General features: G+C 65.5%; 20 protein-coding genes. 6 read left to right on the top strand and 14 right to left on the bottom strand.

Annotated features, from left to right (window positions below; translation table 11 throughout):
• Window positions 1-53: 53 nt before the first annotated feature.
• From KDB67_RS19690 to KDB67_RS19655, 8 genes are all read right to left on the bottom strand, one after another.
• The gene (locus tag KDB67_RS19690; RefSeq protein ID WP_291019600.1) at window positions 54-1565 is read right to left on the bottom strand and encodes an amino acid permease; all 1512 of its coding nucleotides are present in this window, start codon (window positions 1563-1565) and stop codon (window positions 54-56) included.
• Between the two features lie 54 nt (window positions 1566-1619).
• Window positions 1620-2546: a cation diffusion facilitator family transporter gene (locus KDB67_RS19685; protein ID WP_291019598.1), complete on the bottom strand. Its 927-nt coding sequence runs from the start codon at window positions 2544-2546 to the stop codon at window positions 1620-1622.
• A gap of 177 nt (window positions 2547-2723) precedes the next feature.
• Entirely contained in the window at window positions 2724-3023 is a 300-nt protein-coding gene (locus tag KDB67_RS19680) for a WXG100 family type VII secretion target (protein ID WP_291019594.1), read from the bottom strand.
• Between the two features lie 60 nt (window positions 3024-3083).
• Window positions 3084-3419 (bottom strand): WXG100 family type VII secretion target, encoded by a 336-nt coding sequence (locus KDB67_RS19675; protein ID WP_291019591.1) that lies wholly within the window; start codon window positions 3417-3419, stop codon window positions 3084-3086.
• Between the two features lie 87 nt (window positions 3420-3506).
• Window positions 3507-4817, bottom strand: a complete 1311-nt coding sequence (locus tag KDB67_RS19670; protein WP_291019588.1) for a hypothetical protein — start codon at window positions 4815-4817, stop codon at window positions 3507-3509.
• A gap of 167 nt (window positions 4818-4984) precedes the next feature.
• Window positions 4985-5305 carry a hypothetical protein gene (locus KDB67_RS19665; RefSeq protein WP_291019586.1) on the bottom strand — a complete coding sequence of 107 codons (321 nt, stop codon included), beginning with the start codon at window positions 5303-5305 and terminating at the stop codon, window positions 4985-4987.
• A 215-nt stretch (window positions 5306-5520) separates the two neighbouring features.
• Window positions 5521-5841, bottom strand: a complete 321-nt coding sequence (locus KDB67_RS19660; protein ID WP_291019584.1) for a YbaB/EbfC family nucleoid-associated protein — start codon at window positions 5839-5841, stop codon at window positions 5521-5523.
• Window positions 5842-5850: 9 nt separating this feature from the next.
• Window positions 5851-6231: a hypothetical protein gene (locus KDB67_RS19655; RefSeq protein ID WP_291019582.1), complete on the bottom strand. Its 381-nt coding sequence runs from the start codon at window positions 6229-6231 to the stop codon at window positions 5851-5853.
• Between the two features lie 379 nt (window positions 6232-6610).
• On the opposite strand from KDB67_RS19655, the gene KDB67_RS19650 reads away from it, so the two are divergent.
• Complete coding sequence (locus KDB67_RS19650) at window positions 6611-6751, top strand: hypothetical protein (RefSeq protein WP_291019578.1); 141 nt, start codon at window positions 6611-6613, stop codon at window positions 6749-6751.
• 80 nt (window positions 6752-6831) lie between these two features.
• Here KDB67_RS19650 and KDB67_RS19645 read toward each other — a convergent pair whose 3' ends face one another.
• Together KDB67_RS19645 and KDB67_RS19640 are read right to left on the bottom strand one after the other, a co-directional pair.
• On the bottom strand, window positions 6832-7461 hold the full coding sequence (locus tag KDB67_RS19645) for a hypothetical protein (protein WP_291019577.1): 630 nt from the start codon (window positions 7459-7461) through the stop codon (window positions 6832-6834).
• A gap of 58 nt (window positions 7462-7519) precedes the next feature.
• Window positions 7520-8140, bottom strand: a complete 621-nt coding sequence (locus KDB67_RS19640) for a hypothetical protein (RefSeq protein WP_291019574.1) — start codon at window positions 8138-8140, stop codon at window positions 7520-7522.
• A 493-nt stretch (window positions 8141-8633) separates the two neighbouring features.
• Between KDB67_RS19640 and KDB67_RS19635 the strand changes: the two genes are divergently transcribed.
• From KDB67_RS19635 to KDB67_RS19620, 4 genes are all read left to right on the top strand, one after another.
• Window positions 8634-8765 carry a hypothetical protein gene (locus KDB67_RS19635; RefSeq protein WP_291019571.1) on the top strand — a complete coding sequence of 44 codons (132 nt, stop codon included), beginning with the start codon at window positions 8634-8636 and terminating at the stop codon, window positions 8763-8765.
• Window positions 8766-8856: 91 nt separating this feature from the next.
• Window positions 8857-10671 (top strand): ABC transporter ATP-binding protein, encoded by a 1815-nt coding sequence (locus tag KDB67_RS19630; protein ID WP_291019569.1) that lies wholly within the window; start codon window positions 8857-8859, stop codon window positions 10669-10671.
• Window positions 10664-12586, top strand: coding sequence for an ABC transporter ATP-binding protein (locus tag KDB67_RS19625; protein WP_291019566.1), 1923 nt, complete (start codon window positions 10664-10666; stop codon window positions 12584-12586). The genes KDB67_RS19630 and KDB67_RS19625 overlap by 8 nt, the downstream gene beginning before the upstream one ends.
• Window positions 12587-12627: 41 nt before the next feature.
• A complete protein-coding gene (locus KDB67_RS19620; protein WP_291019673.1) occupies window positions 12628-13605 on the top strand; it encodes an alpha/beta hydrolase family protein in 978 nt (325 codons plus the stop codon).
• 97 nt (window positions 13606-13702) lie between these two features.
• Here the strand turns inward: KDB67_RS19620 and KDB67_RS19615 are convergent, their stop codons facing one another.
• Window positions 13703-14404, bottom strand: a complete 702-nt coding sequence (locus tag KDB67_RS19615; RefSeq protein ID WP_291019563.1) for a hypothetical protein — start codon at window positions 14402-14404, stop codon at window positions 13703-13705.
• 909 nt (window positions 14405-15313) lie between these two features.
• Between KDB67_RS19615 and KDB67_RS19610 the strand changes: the two genes are divergently transcribed.
• Window positions 15314-16318, top strand: a complete 1005-nt coding sequence (locus KDB67_RS19610) for an alpha/beta hydrolase (protein WP_291019671.1) — start codon at window positions 15314-15316, stop codon at window positions 16316-16318.
• Between the two features lie 607 nt (window positions 16319-16925).
• Here KDB67_RS19610 and truA read toward each other — a convergent pair.
• From truA to KDB67_RS19595, 3 genes are all read right to left on the bottom strand, one after another.
• Complete coding sequence (gene truA / locus KDB67_RS19605; RefSeq protein WP_324383765.1) at window positions 16926-17816, bottom strand: tRNA pseudouridine(38-40) synthase TruA; 891 nt, start codon at window positions 17814-17816, stop codon at window positions 16926-16928.
• Entirely contained in the window at window positions 17813-18553 is a 741-nt protein-coding gene (gene rplQ / locus KDB67_RS19600; RefSeq protein ID WP_291019555.1) for a 50S ribosomal protein L17, read from the bottom strand. The genes truA and rplQ overlap by 4 nt, the downstream gene beginning before the upstream one ends.
• 86 nt (window positions 18554-18639) lie before the next feature.
• The gene (locus KDB67_RS19595; RefSeq protein ID WP_291019552.1) at window positions 18640-19692 is read right to left on the bottom strand and encodes a DNA-directed RNA polymerase subunit alpha; all 1053 of its coding nucleotides are present in this window, start codon (window positions 19690-19692) and stop codon (window positions 18640-18642) included.
• Window positions 19693-19707: the final 15 nt, after the last annotated feature.

The following is a 19707-nucleotide window of genomic DNA, read 5'->3' as shown; positions in this document are numbered from 1 at the left end:
ACCGAGGCTATCGGACGCCCTCCGGTTAGGGTGCCCTCAGGTGCGGGTACGGATCAGCCCGGGCCCTTGCCGAGGTCGACCTCCGGAGCCTCGCCGGGTCCGGACACCGACGCGAGCTCGCCGCGCTCGCGTCGCGCGAAGACGGAGTTGCGGCGGCCGAACGCGAAGTAGATGACCAGGCCGATCGCCATCCACACGAGGAACCGCAGCCAAGTCTCGATCGACAGATTGAGCATGAGCCACAGGCAGGCGAGCACCGAGAGGATCGGGATCACCGGCATCAGCGGGACCTTGAATCCCCGCGACAGCTCGGGCCGGGTCCGCCGCAGAACCACCACACCGATGCTGACCAGCACGAATGCGAACAGGGTGCCGATGTTGACCATCTCCTCGAGGGTGCCCATCGGGAAGATCGCCGCCAGCACGGCCGAGGTGACGCCGACGATGACGGTCAGCCGGGCGGGTGTGCCGCGCTTTCCGGTGTGTGCCAGCGAACGCGGCAGCAAACCGTCGCGCGACATCGCGAACGCCACCCGCGTCTGGCCCAGCAGCATCACCATGACCACGGTGGTCAGGCCCGCGATGGCGCCGAGGTTGATGATCCAGCCCACCCAGGTGACGCCACGGATCTCGAATGCGGTGGTCAGTGTGCTGTCACCGGCCAGGTCGGTGTAGGGCACCATGCCGGTGAGCACCAGCGTGACCAACACGTAGAGCACGGTCACGATGGCCAGCGAGCCGAGGATTCCCCGCGGCAGCGCCCGCTGCGGGTCCTTGGTCTCCTCCGCGGTCGTCGCCACGACATCGAAGCCGATGAAGGCGAAGAACACCAGCGATGCCGCTGCGAGCAGCCCGTACCAGCCGAAGTCGGTGTCGCCGCCGCCGGTGAGGGCTGAGAACAGCGTCTGGTGGATGCCCGATCCGGTGTCCGACGGCACCGAGTCGGGGATGTACGGGCTGTAGTTGGACGTCTTGATGTAGAACGCGCCGACGATGATCATCAGCAGCACCACACCCACCTTGATGGAGGTGATGACGAGCGAGACCCGCGAGGAGATCTTGGTGCCCAGCGCCAGCAACACGGTCAGGACCGCGATCAGCAGCACCGCACCCCAGTCGAAATCGAATCCGATATCGACGGTGGTGGTGATGTCGAGGAAGTCTCCCAGGTAGGCGGACCATCCCTTGCTCACCACCGACGCGGCCAGCGCCAGTTCCAGCATCAGGTCCCAGCCGATGATCCAAGCCAGGAACTCGCCGAACGTGGCGAAGGTGAAGGTGTAAGCACTGCCGGCGACCGGCACCGTCGAGGCGAACTCGGCGTAACAGAGCGCGGCCAGGCCGCATGCGACGGCGGCGATCACGAACGCCAGCGACACCGACGGGCCTGCGACGTTGCCGGCGGTGCGCGCGGTGAGCGTGAAGATGCCGGCACCGACGACGACCGCCACGCCGAAGACCGTCAGGTCCCAGGCGGTGAGGTCCTTGCGGAGTTTGGAATCGGGTTCGTCGGTGTCGGCTATCGACTGCTCGACCGACTTGACGCGACTGAACAGGGAACTCATTCGACAACCCCCGGACCTGTCTGGGCGAGAACGCTTCGGACCATGGGCGTTACGTTAGTTGACCGCTCCGTGGTCGATGTCGGGTTCGAGGTAGATCAGCCGCGCCTGCGGAAGTGCCGTGCGCACACGCAGTTCGGCCGCGTTGATGGTGTCGGCGATCTTGCCGATGTCGCTGCCCGGGGAGATGGCGATCTTGGCAGCCACCAGCATCTCGTCGGGACCGAGGTACTGGGTCTTCATATGGATGACCCGGTCGACGCCGTCGGCCGCGGTGAGTTCGGCCAGCAGTGCCTTCTCCTCGGCGTCGGTGGCTCCCTCACCGATCAGCAGGCTCTGCATCTCGACGATCAGGATGATCGCGATGACGCCCAGCAGCACACCGATCGACAGGGTGCCGACACCGTCCCAGACCGCGTTGTCGGTGATCATCGTCAGGCCGACACCGCCGAGCGCCAGGACCAGGCCGACGAGCGCACCGGTGTCCTCCAGCAGCACGACGGGCAACTCGGGGGTGCGTGCGTTGCGGATGAACTGCCACCAGGTGGCCCCGCCCTTGAGCGGCTTGGACTCCTTGTAGGCGGTGCGGAAACTGTAGCCTTCCAGGGCAATCGCGACCACCAGGATCACCACGGCCACGATCGGCGATTCGAGTCCGTGGTCGTCGGCGTGCCGGATCTTTTCGATGCCCTCGTAGATCGCGAACATCGACCCGAGCGTGAACAGCACCAGCGCCACCACGAACGAGTAGAAGTAGCGGCTGCGGCCGTACCCGAACGGGTGCAGGCGGTTGGCCTGCTTGGCCGCCCGGTTCTGGCCGAACAGCAGCAGCCCCTGGTTGGATGTGTCGGCCACCGAGTGCACCGCCTCGGCGATCATCGATGACGATCCGGTGATCAGGAAGCCGATGAACTTGGCGGTGGCGATTCCTGCGTTCGCCAGCAGCGCGGCGATGATCGCGCGCTTGGATCCCTCTGCGGACACGTCTCTCCTGGGTGTGGCGACGGTGCGGCCGGCCGCACCGGATCGGCAGCGCGGCGGTCCTCACGCCACGCTGACCGAGCCGCACGGGGCGCGGCTCGGTCAGCGTTGACGATACTGCCACGGCGGGCGAACGCCCCACCGAACCGGACGAATTCCCCGCCTGATCGCGGGGCCAGGTCAGGCGAAGCTGTCGCGCACCCGGCGGTCGGCGTTGCGCATCATGATGCCCGCGTTCTCGACGCCGCTGCCGAGACCGTTCAGCTGGGCCCGGGCGTCGGCGAAAGCGCTGTCCCACTTGGCCTGTGACGCGAGATAGGCTGCGGCGCCCTCCTGCGACTGCCAGTTGGCGCCGAGCTTGTTGACCTGCGCCTTGAGCTCGTCGGCGAGGGCGCCGAGTTTGGCGAACTGGCTCTTGAGGTCGCCGGACAGGGTGTCGAGGCCGGCGAAGTTGTAGGCGATGACGCCGTTGTTGGACATGGATGTACTCCTGACGGTTGTGGGGTCTGTGCGGGACGAGCGGGTTGATCAGGCGTGGGATCAGAGCTTGAGTGGCGATCCGCCGCCCACGCTCTGCGTCACCACGCCCGCGACCTCGGAGTCCTGACTGTCGTAGCCCTTGAAACTCGTGGTCAGGTTGGCCTCGATCTCGTCGAGTGCGGTGTTGAGCCGGGTGGCGAGGTCCTGCCAGTTGTTGTGGGTGTTGCCGAAGGCGGTGGCCGCCTGACCGCTCCAGCTCGCCTGGCCCGTACCGGCCGACGTCCGGATCTGGTTCAGGATGCCTTTCATCTCGCCGACGATGGTGCCGATGGAATCAGCCGACGACTGGCTGGCGGCCAGGTCGATGGAAACTCCGTTGGATGAACCGAACTGCATTGTTTCCTCCTCTTGTGTCATAACCGACCTGTTTGCCGATTATGTTGTGCTGTTGGTGAAGTGATGATCGGTCGGCAAGCGTGACCGCTACGCGCCGGCGGAAGGCGACAGGTTCAGCCGGAGGGCGATATCGGGCGCCGCTTGTTGTGCGGCACTGTGCTGTGCGGCACTGCCGGGGTCGTCGTCCGCACCGAAAACGGCCGGAGCGGTCGATCCGGCCTCACCGACGACACGACGCCCGTTGTCCTCACTGACCAGGTAGGCGGCGCCGCCCTGCGTCCCCTCACCCCCACCGCGGCCGGCAGCCCCGGCAGGTGCAGCGACCATCGGCGCGCCGGCACCGTACCCGTTGCCGCCGGCCGGGTTCCGGGCCACCGGCGTGGCGGTCGCCGAGGGTTCGGCGGCGGTGGGCACGGCCGGCCGGTAGGTTCCGGCCGGGGTCTGCGGCGAGGGCGATCCCGTCGGGGTGGCTCCGGCATTGCCGTACGGACCCGCCGACGGAACCCTGTCCGCCGAGGCCGTCCGCACCGCGGGATCGATCTTCTGCGCCGGCACCGGCCGCTCGTTGATGGTCGTGGGCACCGTGGCCACCGGCACACGTGTTGCGGTGGGAACCGTATTCGTGGCTGTCGGGGTGACCGGTGGCGCCAGTTGGGTCGGCAGTTGCCTCACCGCCCCAACGACCGGCGTGACTGTGTCGACCACGGATCCGGCCACCGAGAACGGGTTGATGCCCTTGATACCCGGCACATTGGTCACCTTGATCTTGACGCCGTTGGTGGTCATGTGGGTGGTGGGCCCGAGCAGTTGGGCACGGGTTGCGGTGACCACGGCGATCGCCTGCGAGAGCCCTTCGGCCGCGAAGCCGAGCGCGAGGCCCTGCCCGGCGGGCGTCACGATGATCGGCAGTGTCGCACCGATCTTGCTCACCGTCGCCGCGATGATCCCCTGGATCTGGCTGAGCCCGGTTCCGACGATGGCCGCCGCGGTCTGGATGTCGATCGACATCGTCGTGCCTTGGCGTGACACGGCCGTGGTGTCGGCGGTGACCTTGACGTTCTTGACGACGGCGGCTTCGGAGGCCTGACCGTCCCACACCTGCGCGGCCACCTTCAATGCACCCGACGATGTCGATACCGCGGTGTCGAGCACCCCCGACAACGCTGTGAACAGCTTCGACGGGTCGATGGCGGCGGTCGCCAGGTTGCCGGTGCCGAAGCCGCCGAGCAGGTCGGTGAGCGGTTTGAGCAGCGCGGTCAGGTCGAGCATGGGCAGGTTCGGCAGTCCCGGCAGAGGCGGCACCTCGGGCACCTGGGGCAGAGCGGGCAGCTTCAGGCTGGCCAAGACGTCACCGACCGGCCGATCCAGGATCGGACCGAGTGGTGTCGCGGCGATCATGTCGTTAACCGATACCTCCGAGACCGATCGGTTCACGGCGCCCGTGGCGCCGGACTCCGAACTGAAAGTCACTGCCTGGACGGATGATTCGCTTCCATTACCCGTCCCCGCCCCTGCCGATGACGCGGATGCCGGCGCCGATGTCGCGCGAGGTGCGCCGGCCGTGCTCATACCCGCATCCCGACGGTCCGGGTGATGCCGCTCGCACCGTCGGTGTCCGTGTTCTCGAAGTCCGCGGCCCCACCGATGGCGGCAGCGGCCGTCCCCAGGTGCACCGCGGCCACTTCGCTCACCGATGCCAGGTGGTTGGTCTGCGCACCGATGAACGAGGCCAGGAACTCCTGGCCGATGAGGCCGAACACCGGGATGAGTGCCAGCGTGTTTGCCCCGGCGTTGATGGCGCCGGCACCCGCTATGGCGACTCCCGTGGACGCCGCGCTCGCTCCGTAACCGCGCACCGCATCAGGAATGACAACAGTCGTGCTCACAGATTCCCCCTTCCTACGAACCCGGGTCCACCGCTCGGCACACCCGACGTCGCTCTATTTCCAATTTCATTGATCCACAAGGGAATCCGATCGATGCAGGCGATAGCCACGACACACCCGGCACCCGGATTCACACAGGATGAATCAGCATGTTCCGACAGGAGTACGAACCAACGCCGGATCAGGCGTGATTCGACCAGGACGTCGCGACGCGGTCAGCGAGGACGGCTGCCGAGAAGTTCGGCGAACGACTCGGCGAACTCCTCGGTGACCCGGGCGCGCTGCGCGAACGCCCGCTGAGCCGCCAAAGCCGCTGTGGCAACTACTGTTTCGCCGAGCCGCGCCGCACCGAGACGATCAGCACGCGGCGACAACACGATCTCCCGCACCCCGCCGACACCGTCGACCTCGATGGATACCAGACCATCCGGGGATGTCTCCCGAACCGTGATCGCCCCGAGTCGGTCCGAGAAGTCCTGCATCCGGCTCAGTTGCGCGCGCGCCCGAGCCTCCAATTCGTCCATCCCCCAAGTCATGTGAACGAGTCACCGGCCCGTCGGACGCACAGCGAAGTCGTCATGCTCGCCACGACGTTCGAAGTCGGCGAGCTCGTCGGCCGTCGGCAGCCCCATGGCGCCGATGATGCCGGCATCCACGCCGTCGTCGAGAAGTCTTGCGCGGAGACGGATTCCGGATACCATCGCGGCGCCGCGGCACAGCGCTGTCAATTCTGCGGCCAGGCCGGTCATGTCGCGCCGCATTTCACCCTCGGCGATCTTGACGGACACCGGCAAGCCCTGATGTGTGGCGGTCACGGTGACCGCCCCGCTGCGGGAGCGGACCGTCGTCAATGCGTCGGCGAATCCGCTGGAACAATCGCTCTGCGCCCTGGCCGACCATCTGTCGGTGAATGTTGTGCTTTCCACTCCGAATACCCCCGTATCGTTGCGATGCGCGCCTGGCGGCACCGTCTCAAACATTCGCAGAACTACATCAAATGCGCCGTACTGCAATGATCTTGACTACCGAGCCGACAAAACCGCCGAATGATGATTGTCCGGTTTGTCGTTGCGATGTGCAGATAGTGCCACATCCGTCGAGTGCTGACCATAGGCCCACCTCGGTCCTGTGGATAACCCCGGCGCACTTCCGTCGGCAATTTTGTCAGCATTGCTAACAATCGAAGTTGCCATTCAGGCATTGGTAACAAACGCATAACGGACTGGATGCGGAGTTGTGATCACGGTCGCAGCCCGGCTAGTCTTCAGGCGAAACTCCGGGAAGAAGGCCGGGAGTTCGGCTCGCATGATTGAAAAGAGATTCTCGATGCACAAGACCCGTGGTGGCGGAAGCGACCCCCTCGCTCAGATCCTCAACGTCCTGAACGGCAACGGAACCAACACCGGCTCTTCGGCGGGGCAGACGTCCACCGGCTCGTCCGCCTAGAACACGCACCGGACAAACCGTCTCGCGCGCAGCCGCGGGGCGGTTTTCTGCTGTCCGGAAGGCTTCACGGTACCGATCGACTACGGCGCCGGCTCCCATTCCAGGACCCACACCGTAGGACCATCAGTGAGCGTGTAGCTGCCCACTTCCACAGCACCGAACTTGCGAATATAGGCGTCGGCCAGGTCGCGATCACCGGCCCGGACGACGGCCGACAAGCCACGCCTGCGGCCTTCGGCGATCAGTGGCTGCAGCGCCACCCACAGCACGCCGGAGCGGCGATAGTCCGGTGCCACGGCCGCGAGAACCACACTGGCCACATCCGCGCCGGGTACGGATGCCTGTTCGGCATCGCTGTTCTCCTTGAACCGGGCCATGAACGCATCGTTGCCACCGACAAGTTCACGCCCCTCCTCGACGTGTTCGGGCAGCGGCGGCACTTTCACATGGTCGGGAGCCGTCCACACCACGACCCCGCACAGTTCGCCCGACCCGGTGAACGCGCCGTTCACCCCCGACGTCCGCTTGGGGTTGAGCTCGATCTCGGCAAACCAGCGCGCGAGCCGCGGCGACATGAGATCACCGAACAACCAGTTCAGATGCGGGATATCGGGGATACCCCGCGCCACGATCTCCACCGCCCGCGCCCGCTCCGCGGGATCATCGAGCCTGACGGGGCGCGCCACCATCTCACTGACCGATACAGACATTCAGACCTCCGAAAATCCTTGTGCGGCAGCGATAACGAGCCGTCTCCGGTGACCGCCGCTAAGCAGCCCGCCCACCGCCGGGCGGAACCTCGAGGACCCATACCGTCGACCCGTCACTGAGCTTATAGTTGCCAAGTTCGACCGCGGAGAACAGCCTGACGTACGCGTCGGCGAGGTCTCTGGTGCCGGTCCTGAGCACACCGGGCACATCGCGCCGCAGGCTTTCGGCGATCACCGGTTCGACTGCGGCGCGCAGCACGCCGCGGCGGCGATATTCGGGGGCCACCGTCGCCACCGACACCGAGAGCGCCCCGGGCACCGACCAGGTGCCCACATCGGGTTCCTGACTCTGCCGGTACCTCTCCATGAAGCCGACATCGTGGCCGAAAAGTTCGACCCCCCTCGCAACCAGATCCGGGTCGGGCGCGCACGCCGTGTGGTCCGACGCGGACCACACCACCACCGCGCAGAGTTCGCCCGAGTCGGTAAAGGTGCCGTGCACCCCGTCGGTCCGGGCGGGCGACAACGTGACCTCGGCCAGCCATCGGACGAGCTGTGTGGACATCAGCTCGCCCATCAGCCACTTGAAGTGCGGTATGTCCGCGATGCCCTGGGCAAGGAGTTCGACCGCGCGCGCACGCTCCTGCGGGTCATCGAGCCTGATAGCGCGAGTGGTCAAGTTTTCCGAGGGCCGCACACCGCCTCCATGTCGTCGTCGAACGTGATCTTTGTCTCATCCGGGGTCCCACTGCGCGAGACCCGAATCCATCACAGCAGTTCAGCGGGCCGACGGCACATGTCAGCAACCGTGCTCCAGGAAACCCGACCTGCGATCTTTACTATGCCGTGACTATCTCTTTACCAGTAGATAGCTGGTCATGTTAGGTTAGCCTAGCGCAACCTAAAGTTCGGGTTGCATACGATTCCCACCACCCAGATCGGAGTACAGACATGGGCTACACCGTGGACGAGGTTCTGAACGCCACCATGACCGACGTCGTGCAGGCCGTCGGAGGCAATCTGAGTTCGCAGGGCAGCGGCCAGGGCAGCACCGGATCCTGAGCCGGCAGCTCACTCACACCAATCGGGTCAGCGCCGGACCACCCGGCCTCCCAATTCCCATCCGGATACCCGACGCTCGGGACACCGCACACAATCCAAGGAGAACCACCATGGCAGGCATCGGAGCCGACACCACCGTCAGGGACGTCATCCAGCTGGTCGGCAACAGTATCTTCACCGGACTCGGCAGCACCGACTCCGGCAATACCGGCGGCGGCAACGGCAGCAGCACCGGCTCCTGAGCCCCACAGCCCGGCCCTGTTCGAGCCGTCCCGTACAACACACGGGACGGCTCGTTCGTTGTGTTCGGGGGCTTCGTATTGTTAGAGGGCTATGACAGATTCCGGTCGCGCCACGGCGCACTCCTCGCCCGACGGCACAGCGTCGACACCGCGCCGGCCGCTGTCGACGCTCTTCACCGAGGCGCTCGTTCCTCGGTGGCGGCTCGTCGCCGTGTTCGCGCTGTGCCAACTCGCTGCCACGTTCACCGCACTGGCGCAGCCCGCACTCAACGCCCGCATCGTCGACCACGGGATCATGGCCGGTGATACCGGCCAGATCTACCGCGTCGGCGGCTACATGCTGATCGTCGCGGTGGTCAACCTCGCAGTCTCCCTCGCCGCGGTCTACCTTTCCGCCCACATCTCGGCCTCGATGGCTCGGGACCTGCGGATATCCGTTCGTGATCGGGTCGCCCTGCTCTCGGACGCCGAGGCCTCCCGGTTCGGCATTCCCAGCCTGCTCACCCGCGCCACCGGCGACGTCGTCAATGTCCAGGTGTTGCTGTTCGCAGTGTTGGCGATAGCCGTCACCGCGCCGTTCATGCTGGTGGGTGCCACCGTCCTCTCGTTGATCCAGGGTTGGCGGCTGTCCCCGGTCATCGTCGTCGCCGGCACCATCCTGTCGGTGGGGATCGGCGTGTTCATCCGGCAGCTGATCCCCGCGGCCACACTCATCCAGAAGCGCATCGACAACCTGAATCGGATCGTCCGCGAACAGCTGTCGGGTCAGCGGGTGATCCGGGCATTCAGCCAGGAGCGGACCGAGCTCCGGCGTTACGACGAGGCCAACACCGACCTGTTCACCGTTGCCTTACATATGGGTCGTTGGCAGACCGCGCTGCTGCCCACTGTCACCGTCGTGGCCGGCCTCGCCTCGGTGACGGTGTCCGGGCTGGGCGCCATCTTTGTCGACCGCGGCTGGATGAAGATCGGGCAATTGATGGCCACCAGCGGTTACTTGATGCAGATCCTGATCGCGGTCTCCATGCTTTCTGTAGTTGCAGGAGTGATACCGCGTGCCAGTGCGAGCGCCGCACGCATCATCGAGATCCGCGACACCCAGCCGTCGATCGACCCCGACGGCGGACAGCTCGACGCCGATGGTCTGGCGGCCCTCGGCGTCACCGACCGCGCCCCGCTGATCGAGTTCGACGGTGTCGGCTTCCGGTACGCCGGAGCCGAAGCACCGGCACTCGACGCGATCTCGCTGTCCTTCCGGCCCCAATCGACCACCGGCATCATCGGCGGTACCGCGAGCGGCAAGTCGACGCTGCTGTCGCTGCTGCCCCGGCTCATCGATCCCACCTCGGGCGCCGTTCGCTGGAATGGTGCCGATGCCGCCGATGTCGCACCCGCCGTGCTGCGGTCCCGCATCGCCTACATCTCATCCGGGACGTCGCTGATCACCGGCACCATCGCCGACAATCTGCGCATCGGCAGGGCCGACGCCACCGACGATGAACTGTGGCAGGCACTCGACCTGGCCTCGGCCGGGTTCGTCCGTGAGCGAGACGGCGGCCTGGACGCCAAGGTCAACCCAGGCGGCAGAAACTTCTCCGGCGGTCAGCGCCAGCGGCTCGCGCTCGCCCGGGCGTTGCTGCGCCGCCCCGATGTCTTCGTTCTCGATGAGCCGTTCAGCGCCCTCGACACCGACACCGAGCAGGCGATCATCGGCGCCATCCGCTCGGCCTGCCCCACGTCGTCGATCATCATCGGCACGCAACGGGTCTCGTCGATCCGGCACGCCGACCAGATCGCGGTCATCGACGCGGGCCGGATCGTCGCGGTCGGCACCCATCGCTCGCTGCTGGCCGACTCGACCGTCTACCGCGAACTCGCCGACGCCCAGGCGGTGGCCGGTGTCTGAGAAGACCTCGCCGGACAACTCGACCGGCCTGAGAACCCTCATCTGGCTGCTGGCGCAGATCCGGGTAAGCCGCCCACGCATGGCGGCCGTGTCGGTACTCGCGATTGCGTCCACGATCTGCACCCTGGCCGCCCCTATGGTGCTGGGCCGGGTGACCAACGTCATCGTCGACGGCTCCACCGGGCTGGGCGGCGCGGGCTCGGGGGTGATGGACTGGGATCTGCTGTGGACCCTCGTCGCCGTGGCCGCATCGGTGTACCTGGTCGGCTACGCGTGCTCCCTGTCGCAGGGACTGCTGCTGACGACCACGGTCCAGCAATCGATCGCCCGCCTGCGCGCCAAGGTGTCGGAGCTGATTCCGCGGGTCCCGATCGGTTTCACCGAATCCACCCGGCGCGGCGAGCTGATGGCCAAGGCCACCACTCACATCGACAACGCCACCACGGTACTCGGTCCGGTGTTCGTATCCCTGCCGACCAACCTGCTGACTGCGGTCGTCACCGCTGTCGTGTTGTTCTGGATCTCGCCGCTGCTGGCGGTCATCGTCCTGATTTCCGCTCCGCTCTCGGGTGTCGTCGCGGCGTTCGTGGCCGCCCGGGCCAAGCCGCATCTGCTGAGCCAGTGGAAGGCCACGGCCGCCCTGTCGGGAAGTTTCGAGGAGGAACTGTCCGCGCGGCAGATGATCAGGGCCTACGACGCCGACGACCTGACCCGCGGCCGGTTCACCGCACTCAACGACACACTGTTCGGGTCGATCCGGTCGGCGCAATGGGCGGCCGGCACCCTCTCGCCCGTGTTGATGTTCCTGAACGCGATCGTGTTCCTTCTTCTCGCGGTGGTCGGCGGCATCCAGGTCATCAACGGCCATCTCAGTCTCGGCGCCGCGCAGATCGTGATCGTCTTCGCCACGCAGCTCGCCGGGGCGGTCAAGGAACTGGCGAGCTTCCTGCCTCGCATCCAGTCCGGTGCGGTCTCGGCCGCGCAGGTCCGTGACCTGTTGCTGACGCCCACCGAGACCGACCCTGCCGTCGACGCCACTGAACGCCCGGCCCTGCCCGCCGGTCCGCCGCGGATCGACTTCGACGGCGTCGAGTTCGGCTACGAACCAGGCACGCCGGTCCTACACGAGGTGACCTTCTCCATGCGGCCGGGCACCACCACCGCCATCGTCGGCACCACCGGCTCGGGGAAGACGACGCTCACCAGTCTGTTGCAGTGCTTCTACACACCCGGGTCCGGCAGCATCCGCATCAATGACACCGACGTCACCGAGCTGGGCCGGGCCGGGGTGCGCTCGATGATCGCGGCCGTGGCCCAGGAACCGTGGCTGTTCACCGGCAGCGTCGCCGACAACGTGGCCTACGGTCTCCGGGAAACCGACGGGCAGGACGATGAACGCGAGCTCCGGCTGGCCGAGGCCATCGTCGACAGCCACGTGGGGCAGATCGTGTCGGTGCTTCCCGACGGTCTGGACACCGTGGTCGGGCATGACGGCGGCAATCTGAGCGCCGGTGAACTGCAGCTGGTGACGGTCGCCAGGGCGATCGCGGCCCAACCTCGGATCCTGGTGCTCGATGAGGCGACCAGTTCCGCCGACCCGCGCACCGAGTTGCTGATTCAGCGAGCTTTGCTGAAACTGCGGAGCACGACCACGACGCTGCTGATCACCCACCGCCTCGCCACGGCGGCGCTCGCCGACCAGATTGTTGTCCTGGAGGATGGTCGCGTGGTCGAATGTGGTAGCCATCAGGAGCTGATGGCGGCAGGGGGCAGCTACGCTGAACGTTGCGCACGAGACAGCCAGGCAGATGTCTCGGACGCCGTTTCGCGCCTGCGTGGGCCTCGCCGGGCCAGTTACGACGAAACACCGACACAGGTATTGGGCCGTATCACCACGACGGCCACTTGGGAATAGATGGAGGACTTGTGTTCAACAGGCACATTCGGGGCGGGCGCATCCGGGCCGGGCTGATCGCCTCGGCGGTCACCGCGCTCACTGTGATCGCCTCGTCGGCGACCGGTGTCGCACACGCGGACCCGTCGTCACTGCTGGTCGACGCCGGCTCCAAAACGGACCGGATCACCGACATCATCGTGTACTCCCCCGCGATGAAATCGGATGTTCCGCTCACTGTCATCAAGCCCAAGGACCCGTCCAAGCCGCGCGGTGTGCTCTATCTCCTCAACGGTGCGGGCGGCGGCGAAGATACCGCCAACTGGTTGAACAAGACCGACATCGAAGAGTTCACGGCCAATAAGAACGTGTATGTGGTGGTCCCCAACCGGGGTGCGTTCAGCTACTACACCGACTGGCAGAAGCCCGACCCGCACCTCGGGCTGTACAAGTGGTCGACCTTCCTGGGCAAGGAATTACCCCCGGTCATCGATGCCACTTACAACACCAACGGACGTAACGCGATCGGCGGCATCTCGTCCTCGGCCACCTCGGTGCTCAACCTGTCGATGGAACACAAGGGCCTGTACAAGGCCGTCGGCGCCTACAGCGGATGCGCGCAGACCTCGGACCCCGTCGGGCAGCGGAGTGCGCGGCTGGTGGTGGAAACGCGTGGCAAGGGCGATGCGACCAACATGTGGGGTCCGTACAACGGTCCGGGATGGAAGGCCAACGACCCCGTCCTGCACGCGGCCGGACTCCGGGGCATGCCGCTGTACATCTCCAGCGGTGGTGGAATCCCCGGCAAGTACGACAACCCGCACTACGTCACCAAGACCAAGACACTGGCCGACCAGATCGTGATCGGCGGGGTCCTGGAAGGTGGCTCGATGTACTGCACCCAGAACCTGCTCCGCAGGCTCAAAGAGCTGCGGATCCCCGCGACGGTCGACCTACAGCCGACCGGATCGCATTCCTGGCGCTACTGGCAGGACCAGCTCCACCGCTCGTGGTCGTTCTACGAGCGCCATCTGCGCTGAATCCCCTGCACCGGAGCTCCTCGCCGACACCGTCCGACGAGGGGCTCCGGTCATTTTGCCTGTACACCCGCCGCACCGTGTTGGGCGGTTCGGCACGCTACACCGTGGAAGTCCGTGCCCGGAGTCGTGCTATCGCCGCGGGCATATCGGCCACCTCTTGGCCCAACACCCAAGTGGTCGCGCCACTCGCATCGACATAGCTCCCGGTATCCACACACAGCAATTTCTCGCGATACGCGACAGCCAACTCAGGAACATTCGTCCTGAGCGTCAAGGGGTGGCCGCGCTCCATAGCAACCTCGTACGCGGCGATGGCAAGTGTTCGCAAGATGCCTGAATTGCGTAAGCGCGGTTCGACCACCGCATGGGCGACGTCGATCGCATCAGGGCGGACCGGATGTTGCTCCGCCGTCTTGCGCAGCATCTGGAACCGCCGCGCGATATCAAGGTTCGCTTTCACAAGTTCGGTCAGGAACGACAACTGATCGTCAGTCGTGGTCGGCGCCGGCTGTCCGGGATGATTGAGCACCAACAATCCCACCAGTCGGCCGTCGGTGTCGAATGCCCCTATGCTGCCGCCCTGCCGCACGCATCCGCACTTGCGCTCGGCCGCCCAGCGCAATGCCTCGTCCGACATGGCGTCACCGAAGAGCCAACGGTAGAACGACAGTTCCGCGACCGCGACCGTCACCAGTTCAACGGCCTCCGCAAACTCATCCGGAACCAGCAGACGACAGCGTACGCCGGCGCCGTCCGATCCTGCAATCGCAGACCCGTCTTGCCCGTCGTCAGCTGTCACGATAGCGATGCCTCCATCTCATCTTCAATTGCGCCTTGACCGGTCCTCAGTATTCCACCTCGATCAGCGCCGTAGGCGTGGCAATCGTCCAATCGGTAGTCGTGACCAACCACGTATCCGTGACGGTAAGCGCACGATCAGCTTCGCTAGATGCTGCCTTGATATTCAGTACAGCAATGTGTATCTTCGACACGTGGCTGCCCTGCCGCATCAACCTACTATCACAACGGAGTCATAATATGCCTCAGCGAGATACAGACGCCCTCATCGACGCCGCCGTCGGCCGGGTTATCGACGGAGTCGTCGACGGCCTCATCGGTGCAGTCACCGAGGCCGCCGGAAGCTGACCTTAGCGTCGCTAAATATATACAGCAGACCGGCTTTGGCAGATGCCAGAGCCGGTCTGCTGTTCGTCTTACCCCGCCAGGACAATTGGGCTTTACCACTCAGCCCCCGGAATGTCACCGATTCTGGCTACATTGCGCAATGAATCGGTCCCTAAGAATATACGCGTTTCGCACAGCAGGCGGACCATAACACTTACATAGCTTTGCGTACGAATATCTTCGAGGCCTTGTTTGTTGCTATAGCAGGTACACGAGTTGTTTTGATCGTGCTCCCGATACTCGCCCGCTTTCCTCGGTCCGCGTAGGACGTTGGCTCCACCGCCCGGTTAACGCTGTGCAACATGGCGAGCACATCCGGTGGACATACTGTTGACTGTTCAGTGGACTCCGAACCGTCGCAGCCGGTGTCCGAGCGATAGCAGCCCCGCGACACCTCGCCCGAGCGGCGAGCGGGCTGAACACTCACCGAGGAGTCCCCGTGCCCGGTCCCGACCAGCCCACCACCGTCCTGCCGGCGAAACGACCCAGCGCCCCGGCCCTGCATTCGGTCTCCGACACCCGCATGCGTATCGAGTACCGGACGGTGCACGGCTACCGGCGCGCATTCCGGATCGCCGGCAGCGGGCCTGCTCTGCTGTTGATCCACGGTATCGGCGACAATTCCTCCACCTGGGACGACGTCATCCCGACGCTCGCCCAGCACTACACGGTCATCGCGCCCGACCTGCTGGGGCACGGACTGTCCGACAAGCCGCGCGCCGACTACTCGGTGGCCGCGTTCGCCAACGGCATGCGCGATCTGCTGGTGGTCCTGGGCATTCCCAAGGTCACTGTGGTCGGTCACTCCCTCGGCGGCGGTGTGGCCATGCAGTTCTGCTACCAGTTCCCCCGCTTCGTCGAACGCCTGGTGCTGGTCGCCGCCGGTGGCGTCATGCGCGAGGTCAACCCCGTCCTGCGCCTGGTGACACTGCCCGGAGCCGGTGAGGTGCTCGCGATGCTCCGCATCCCCGGCGTATTGCCCGCGCTGCGATGGGGCATCGACACCCTGGCCGACGTCCCGGGCCTGCCCGGCGTCCCCGCCAACTGGTCGCCGCGCCGGCTCCTGCGAGACCACGACGATCTTCTGCGGGTGGTCGGCGGGCTCGCCGACCCGCACGCGTCGAAGGCGTTCCTGCGTACCCTGCACGCCGTCGTCGACTGGCGCGGCCAGTCGGTCACTATGCTCGACCGCTGCTACCTCACCGAGCGGCTACCGATGATGGTGATGTGGGGTACCGACGACACCGTCATCCCCTACCACCACGCGGTGCTCACCCACACCGCCATCCCGCACTCGGAACTCGTCACCTTCTCCGGCTCCGGTCACTTCCCGTTCCACGACGACCCCGAACGCTTCACCCGCACCCTCATCGACTTCATCGAGCACTCCACGCCACTGGACTTCGATCCGCTCATGTGGCGCGAGCTGATGAGTTCGGGCGGTGCACAGCGCGCCGACCTCGAGGGTGACGAGGAGACCATCGACGAGGTGCTCGAGGCACTTGAGGACGAACGCAGCGCCACCTGACCACCAGCACCGCGTCGGCGACACCTGTAGTCCTTGTACAAGTAGTCACCTATAGGGCACCCTAAGTGACAAGGATAACAATCCGACAACAACTCAATATAGGCATTTACCTCTCCACCATCCCAGACAGTCGAGCGCTATATTCAGAAGCGCAGGTCCAATTCAGTCACCCCCTCATGAACGGAGATCTCGATGAACCGCCCACAGAAAGACGATCCCCCCGTACTCACCTTCGACCAGTTCCTTTCGTTCCTCAGCGCCCTCGGCGGCTTTGCAAACGGGAGCTGACCCACCGAGAGCCGAAGACCGCCCTAGCCGGGTTAGCTTCACAGAGAACCGGATTCGCGTTCGCGAGTCCGGTTCTCTGCTTTCTCGTACACGTTCTCGCAGTTCATGGACCATGCCGTCACGAAACATTAGATGAGCTAATTAAATGACCGGATTCCTACGGTTGAGATAGATTTCAACCATTTGGACGACATCATTTAAAGCGACGTACGAGTATAAGGGTCCCGCAAGAGTCCAAGTCTTTTCACACTGAAGAGTGATGGGGAGACCCTCGATGAGGTGCCCAAAGTATTCGAAGACGAACGCCGCGCCACCCGAGTCAGCCTCCGCAACAACCGCCCGCGGTTCGCACGTCTCGGGTGATCTCATTGCGGGCGGCCAATTCGTCGTCGGCCGGATAGTCGACGCCGACCAGGCACAGTCCGCGTGCTTCGGCCACCGGAACCTGCTGGTTGCGTTCGGTGGCAGCGAGAAGTCCGCGACACCAATCGATGTCACGACGACCGTCGCCGACGCTCGCCACAGCACCGACCAGCGAACGCACCATCGACCAGCAGAACGCATCGGCGCTCACCGACCCGATCAGCACACCGTCGTCGCCGCTGCGCCACGAAAAGCGTTGTAGGTCACGGATGGTCGTAGCGCCCTCACGACGCCGGCAGAACGCGGCGAAGTCGTTGAGCCCCAGCAAGGTGTGCGACGCCGCGTTCATCGCGTCAACGTCCAGGGGGCGGCGCCAGGCGGCGGTGGTACGAGCGACCACCGGCTCGGCACCCCAGCGGGCATCGGTGAGCCGGTACTCGTAGTGGCGCCGCAGCGCCGAGAACCGGGCATCGAAATCGGTGCTCACCCTGGATACGGCCTTGACCCGCACATCGTAGGGCAGCATCTTGCCCAACCGTCCCACGAGCGCCGACGGATCACCCGAGATACTGCGGGTGTCGAGCGCGGATTCGGGGATATCGGTATGGCACACCTGCCCGGTGGCGTGCACGCCCGCGTCGGTGCGGCCGGCGACGGTCAGCCGAACCGGCACGCGCAGGACCGTCGCCAAGGTGTCTTCGAGGACCGCACACACGGTCCGCTGATCGGTCTGCCGCGCCCAGCCCGCGAAGTCCGTGCCGTCGTAACCCACATCGAGCCGCAGACGGACGAACCCGCCGCCACCTGATGAGGTGACGGCGGGTTCGTGGGCAGTGTTGCTGCTCAGTCTTCCGACTCCTGCTGGCTCGGCGGCAGCGAGTAGCCCGCGGCCTCCGCGTCGGCGTCGGTGGCGAACCAGATCTCGGCGATCGTCGAATCGTAGAACCGAGTGCCGGGGCGATGGTAGAGCTTGGAGCTCTCGTTGCCCTTGATCGGGAAACCTTCCGGCTGCGAATCGTCCTCGAGCGGGGCGTGCGAACCGGAGTTCGCGGGCGCATCGGAGGTGTCGAGCAGACCCACCGGAGCGGCGGTCTCGGTCTCAGCTTCGGTGTCTGCCGCTTCGGCGGTCTCGACAACCTCGACCGCGGGAGCCTCGGCGGCCTTCTTGGCCTCGGCTGCCTTCGATGCGGCCGCCCGGTTGGCGCGGCTGGCCTCGGTGGACACGGTCTCACCGGTCACCAGTTCGATCACTGCCATGGGAGCGTTGTCGCCCTTGCGGTTGATCGTCTTGATGATGCGGGTGTAACCACCGTTGCGGTCGGCGAACGACGGACCGATCTCCTCGAACAGCACGTGCACGATGTCCTTGTCACGGATGACCTTGAGGACCTCGCGCCGGTTGGCGAGCTTGCCGTGCTTGGCGTGGGTGATCAGCTTCTCGGCGTACGGACGCAGCCGCTTGGCCTTGGCTTCGGTGGTGGTGATGCGGCCGTGCTCGAAGAGAGCCGTGGCGAGATTCGCCAGGATCGCCTTCTGATGGCTCGCCGACCCGCCGAGGCGGGCACCCTTTGTGGGCTTGGGCATTGCAATCTCCTAGAAGAGACGACTCTCGATCTTCGACGACCGCGAGTCACGGGTTCTGATGGTGAGCTACAGCTCAGAGCTGTCGGCTACAGCTGTTCGGTCTCTGCGAAATCCTCGCCGCCGTCGTCGCTGAACGTGGCGTCGTCCGACCAGGTGCCGGTGGCCGGGTCGTAGCCGGCGACCTGCGACGGGTCGAAGCTGGCCGGGCTGTCCTTGAGCGACAGACCGAGCGTGTGCAGCTTGACCTTCACCTCGTCGATCGACTTCTGCCCGAAGTTGCGGATGTCGAGCAGATCGGACTCGGTGCGGGCAACCAGCTCGCCGACGGTGTGCACACCTTCGCGCTTGAGGCAGTTGTACGACCGGACGGTCAGCTCGAGTTCCTCGATCGGCAGGCTGAACGACTGGATGTGATCTGCCTCGGCCGGCGACGGCCCGATCTCGATGCCCTCGGCCTCCACGTTGAGCTCGCGGGCCAGCCCGAACAGCTCGACGAGGGTCTTGCCCGCCGACGCCAGCGCATCGCGCGCGCTGATCGAGTTCTTGGTCTCGACGTCGAGCACGAGCCGATCGAAGTCGGTGCGCTGCTCGACACGGGTGGCCTCGACCTTGTAGGTGACCTTCAGCACCGGCGAGTAGATCGAGTCAACCGGGATGCGGCCGATCTCGGCACCCGACGCCTTGTTCTGCACCGCGGGCACATAGCCGCGGCCACGCTCGACCACAAGCTCGATCTCGAGCTTGCCCTTGTCGTTGAGGGTGGCGATGTGCAGATCGGGGTTGTGCACGGTGACACCGGCCGGGGGCACGATGTCGGCGCCGGTCACGGTGCCCGGCCCCTGCTTGCGCACGTACATGGTGACCGGCTCGTCCTCCTCGGAGCTGACCACGAGGCCCTTGAGGTTCAGGATGATGTCGGTGACATCCTCCTTCACACCGGGGACGGTGGTGAACTCGTGCAGGACACCGTCGATGCGGATGCTGGTGATGGCGGCACCGGGGATCGACGAGAGCAGGGTACGGCGCAGCGAGTTGCCGAGGGTGTAGCCGAAGCCGGGTTCGAGCGGTTCGATGAAGAACTTCGACCGGTTGTCGGCCACGATCTCCTCGGTGAGGGCAGGTCGCTGTGAGATGAGCATTGAGTGGATTTCTCC

Source organism: Gordonia sp. (in: high G+C Gram-positive bacteria) (genome assembly GCF_020438995.1).
Classification (GTDB): Bacteria; Actinomycetota; Actinomycetes; order Mycobacteriales; family Mycobacteriaceae; genus Gordonia.
Note: the sequence above shows the minus strand (reverse complement) of the source record. Positions and strands in the feature narration are given on the sequence as shown.

Coding starts and splice junctions, on each gene's coding strand:
- KDB67_RS19690 (WP_291019600.1), bottom strand. CDS start 1,565: ATGAGTTCCCTGTTCAGTCGCGTCAAGTCGGTCGAGCAGTCGATAGCC.
- KDB67_RS19660 (WP_291019584.1), bottom strand. CDS start 5,841: ATGACTTGGGGGATGGACGAATTGGAGGCTCGGGCGCGCGCGCAACTG.
- KDB67_RS19670 (WP_291019588.1), bottom strand. CDS start 4,817: ATGATCGCCGCGACACCACTCGGTCCGATCCTGGATCGGCCGGTCGGT.
- KDB67_RS19645 (WP_291019577.1), bottom strand. CDS start 7,461: ATGTCTGTATCGGTCAGTGAGATGGTGGCGCGCCCCGTCAGGCTCGAT.
- KDB67_RS19680 (WP_291019594.1), bottom strand. CDS start 3,023: ATGTCCAACAACGGCGTCATCGCCTACAACTTCGCCGGCCTCGACACC.
- KDB67_RS19635 (WP_291019571.1), top strand. CDS start 8,634: ATGGCAGGCATCGGAGCCGACACCACCGTCAGGGACGTCATCCAGCTG.
- KDB67_RS19650 (WP_291019578.1), top strand. CDS start 6,611: ATGATTGAAAAGAGATTCTCGATGCACAAGACCCGTGGTGGCGGAAGC.
- KDB67_RS19630 (WP_291019569.1), top strand. CDS start 8,857: ATGACAGATTCCGGTCGCGCCACGGCGCACTCCTCGCCCGACGGCACA.
- KDB67_RS19595 (WP_291019552.1), bottom strand. CDS start 19,692: ATGCTCATCTCACAGCGACCTGCCCTCACCGAGGAGATCGTGGCCGAC.
- KDB67_RS19610 (WP_291019671.1), top strand. CDS start 15,314: ATGCGTATCGAGTACCGGACGGTGCACGGCTACCGGCGCGCATTCCGG.
- KDB67_RS19675 (WP_291019591.1), bottom strand. CDS start 3,419: ATGCAGTTCGGTTCATCCAACGGAGTTTCCATCGACCTGGCCGCCAGC.
- rplQ (WP_291019555.1), bottom strand. CDS start 18,553: ATGCCCAAGCCCACAAAGGGTGCCCGCCTCGGCGGGTCGGCGAGCCAT.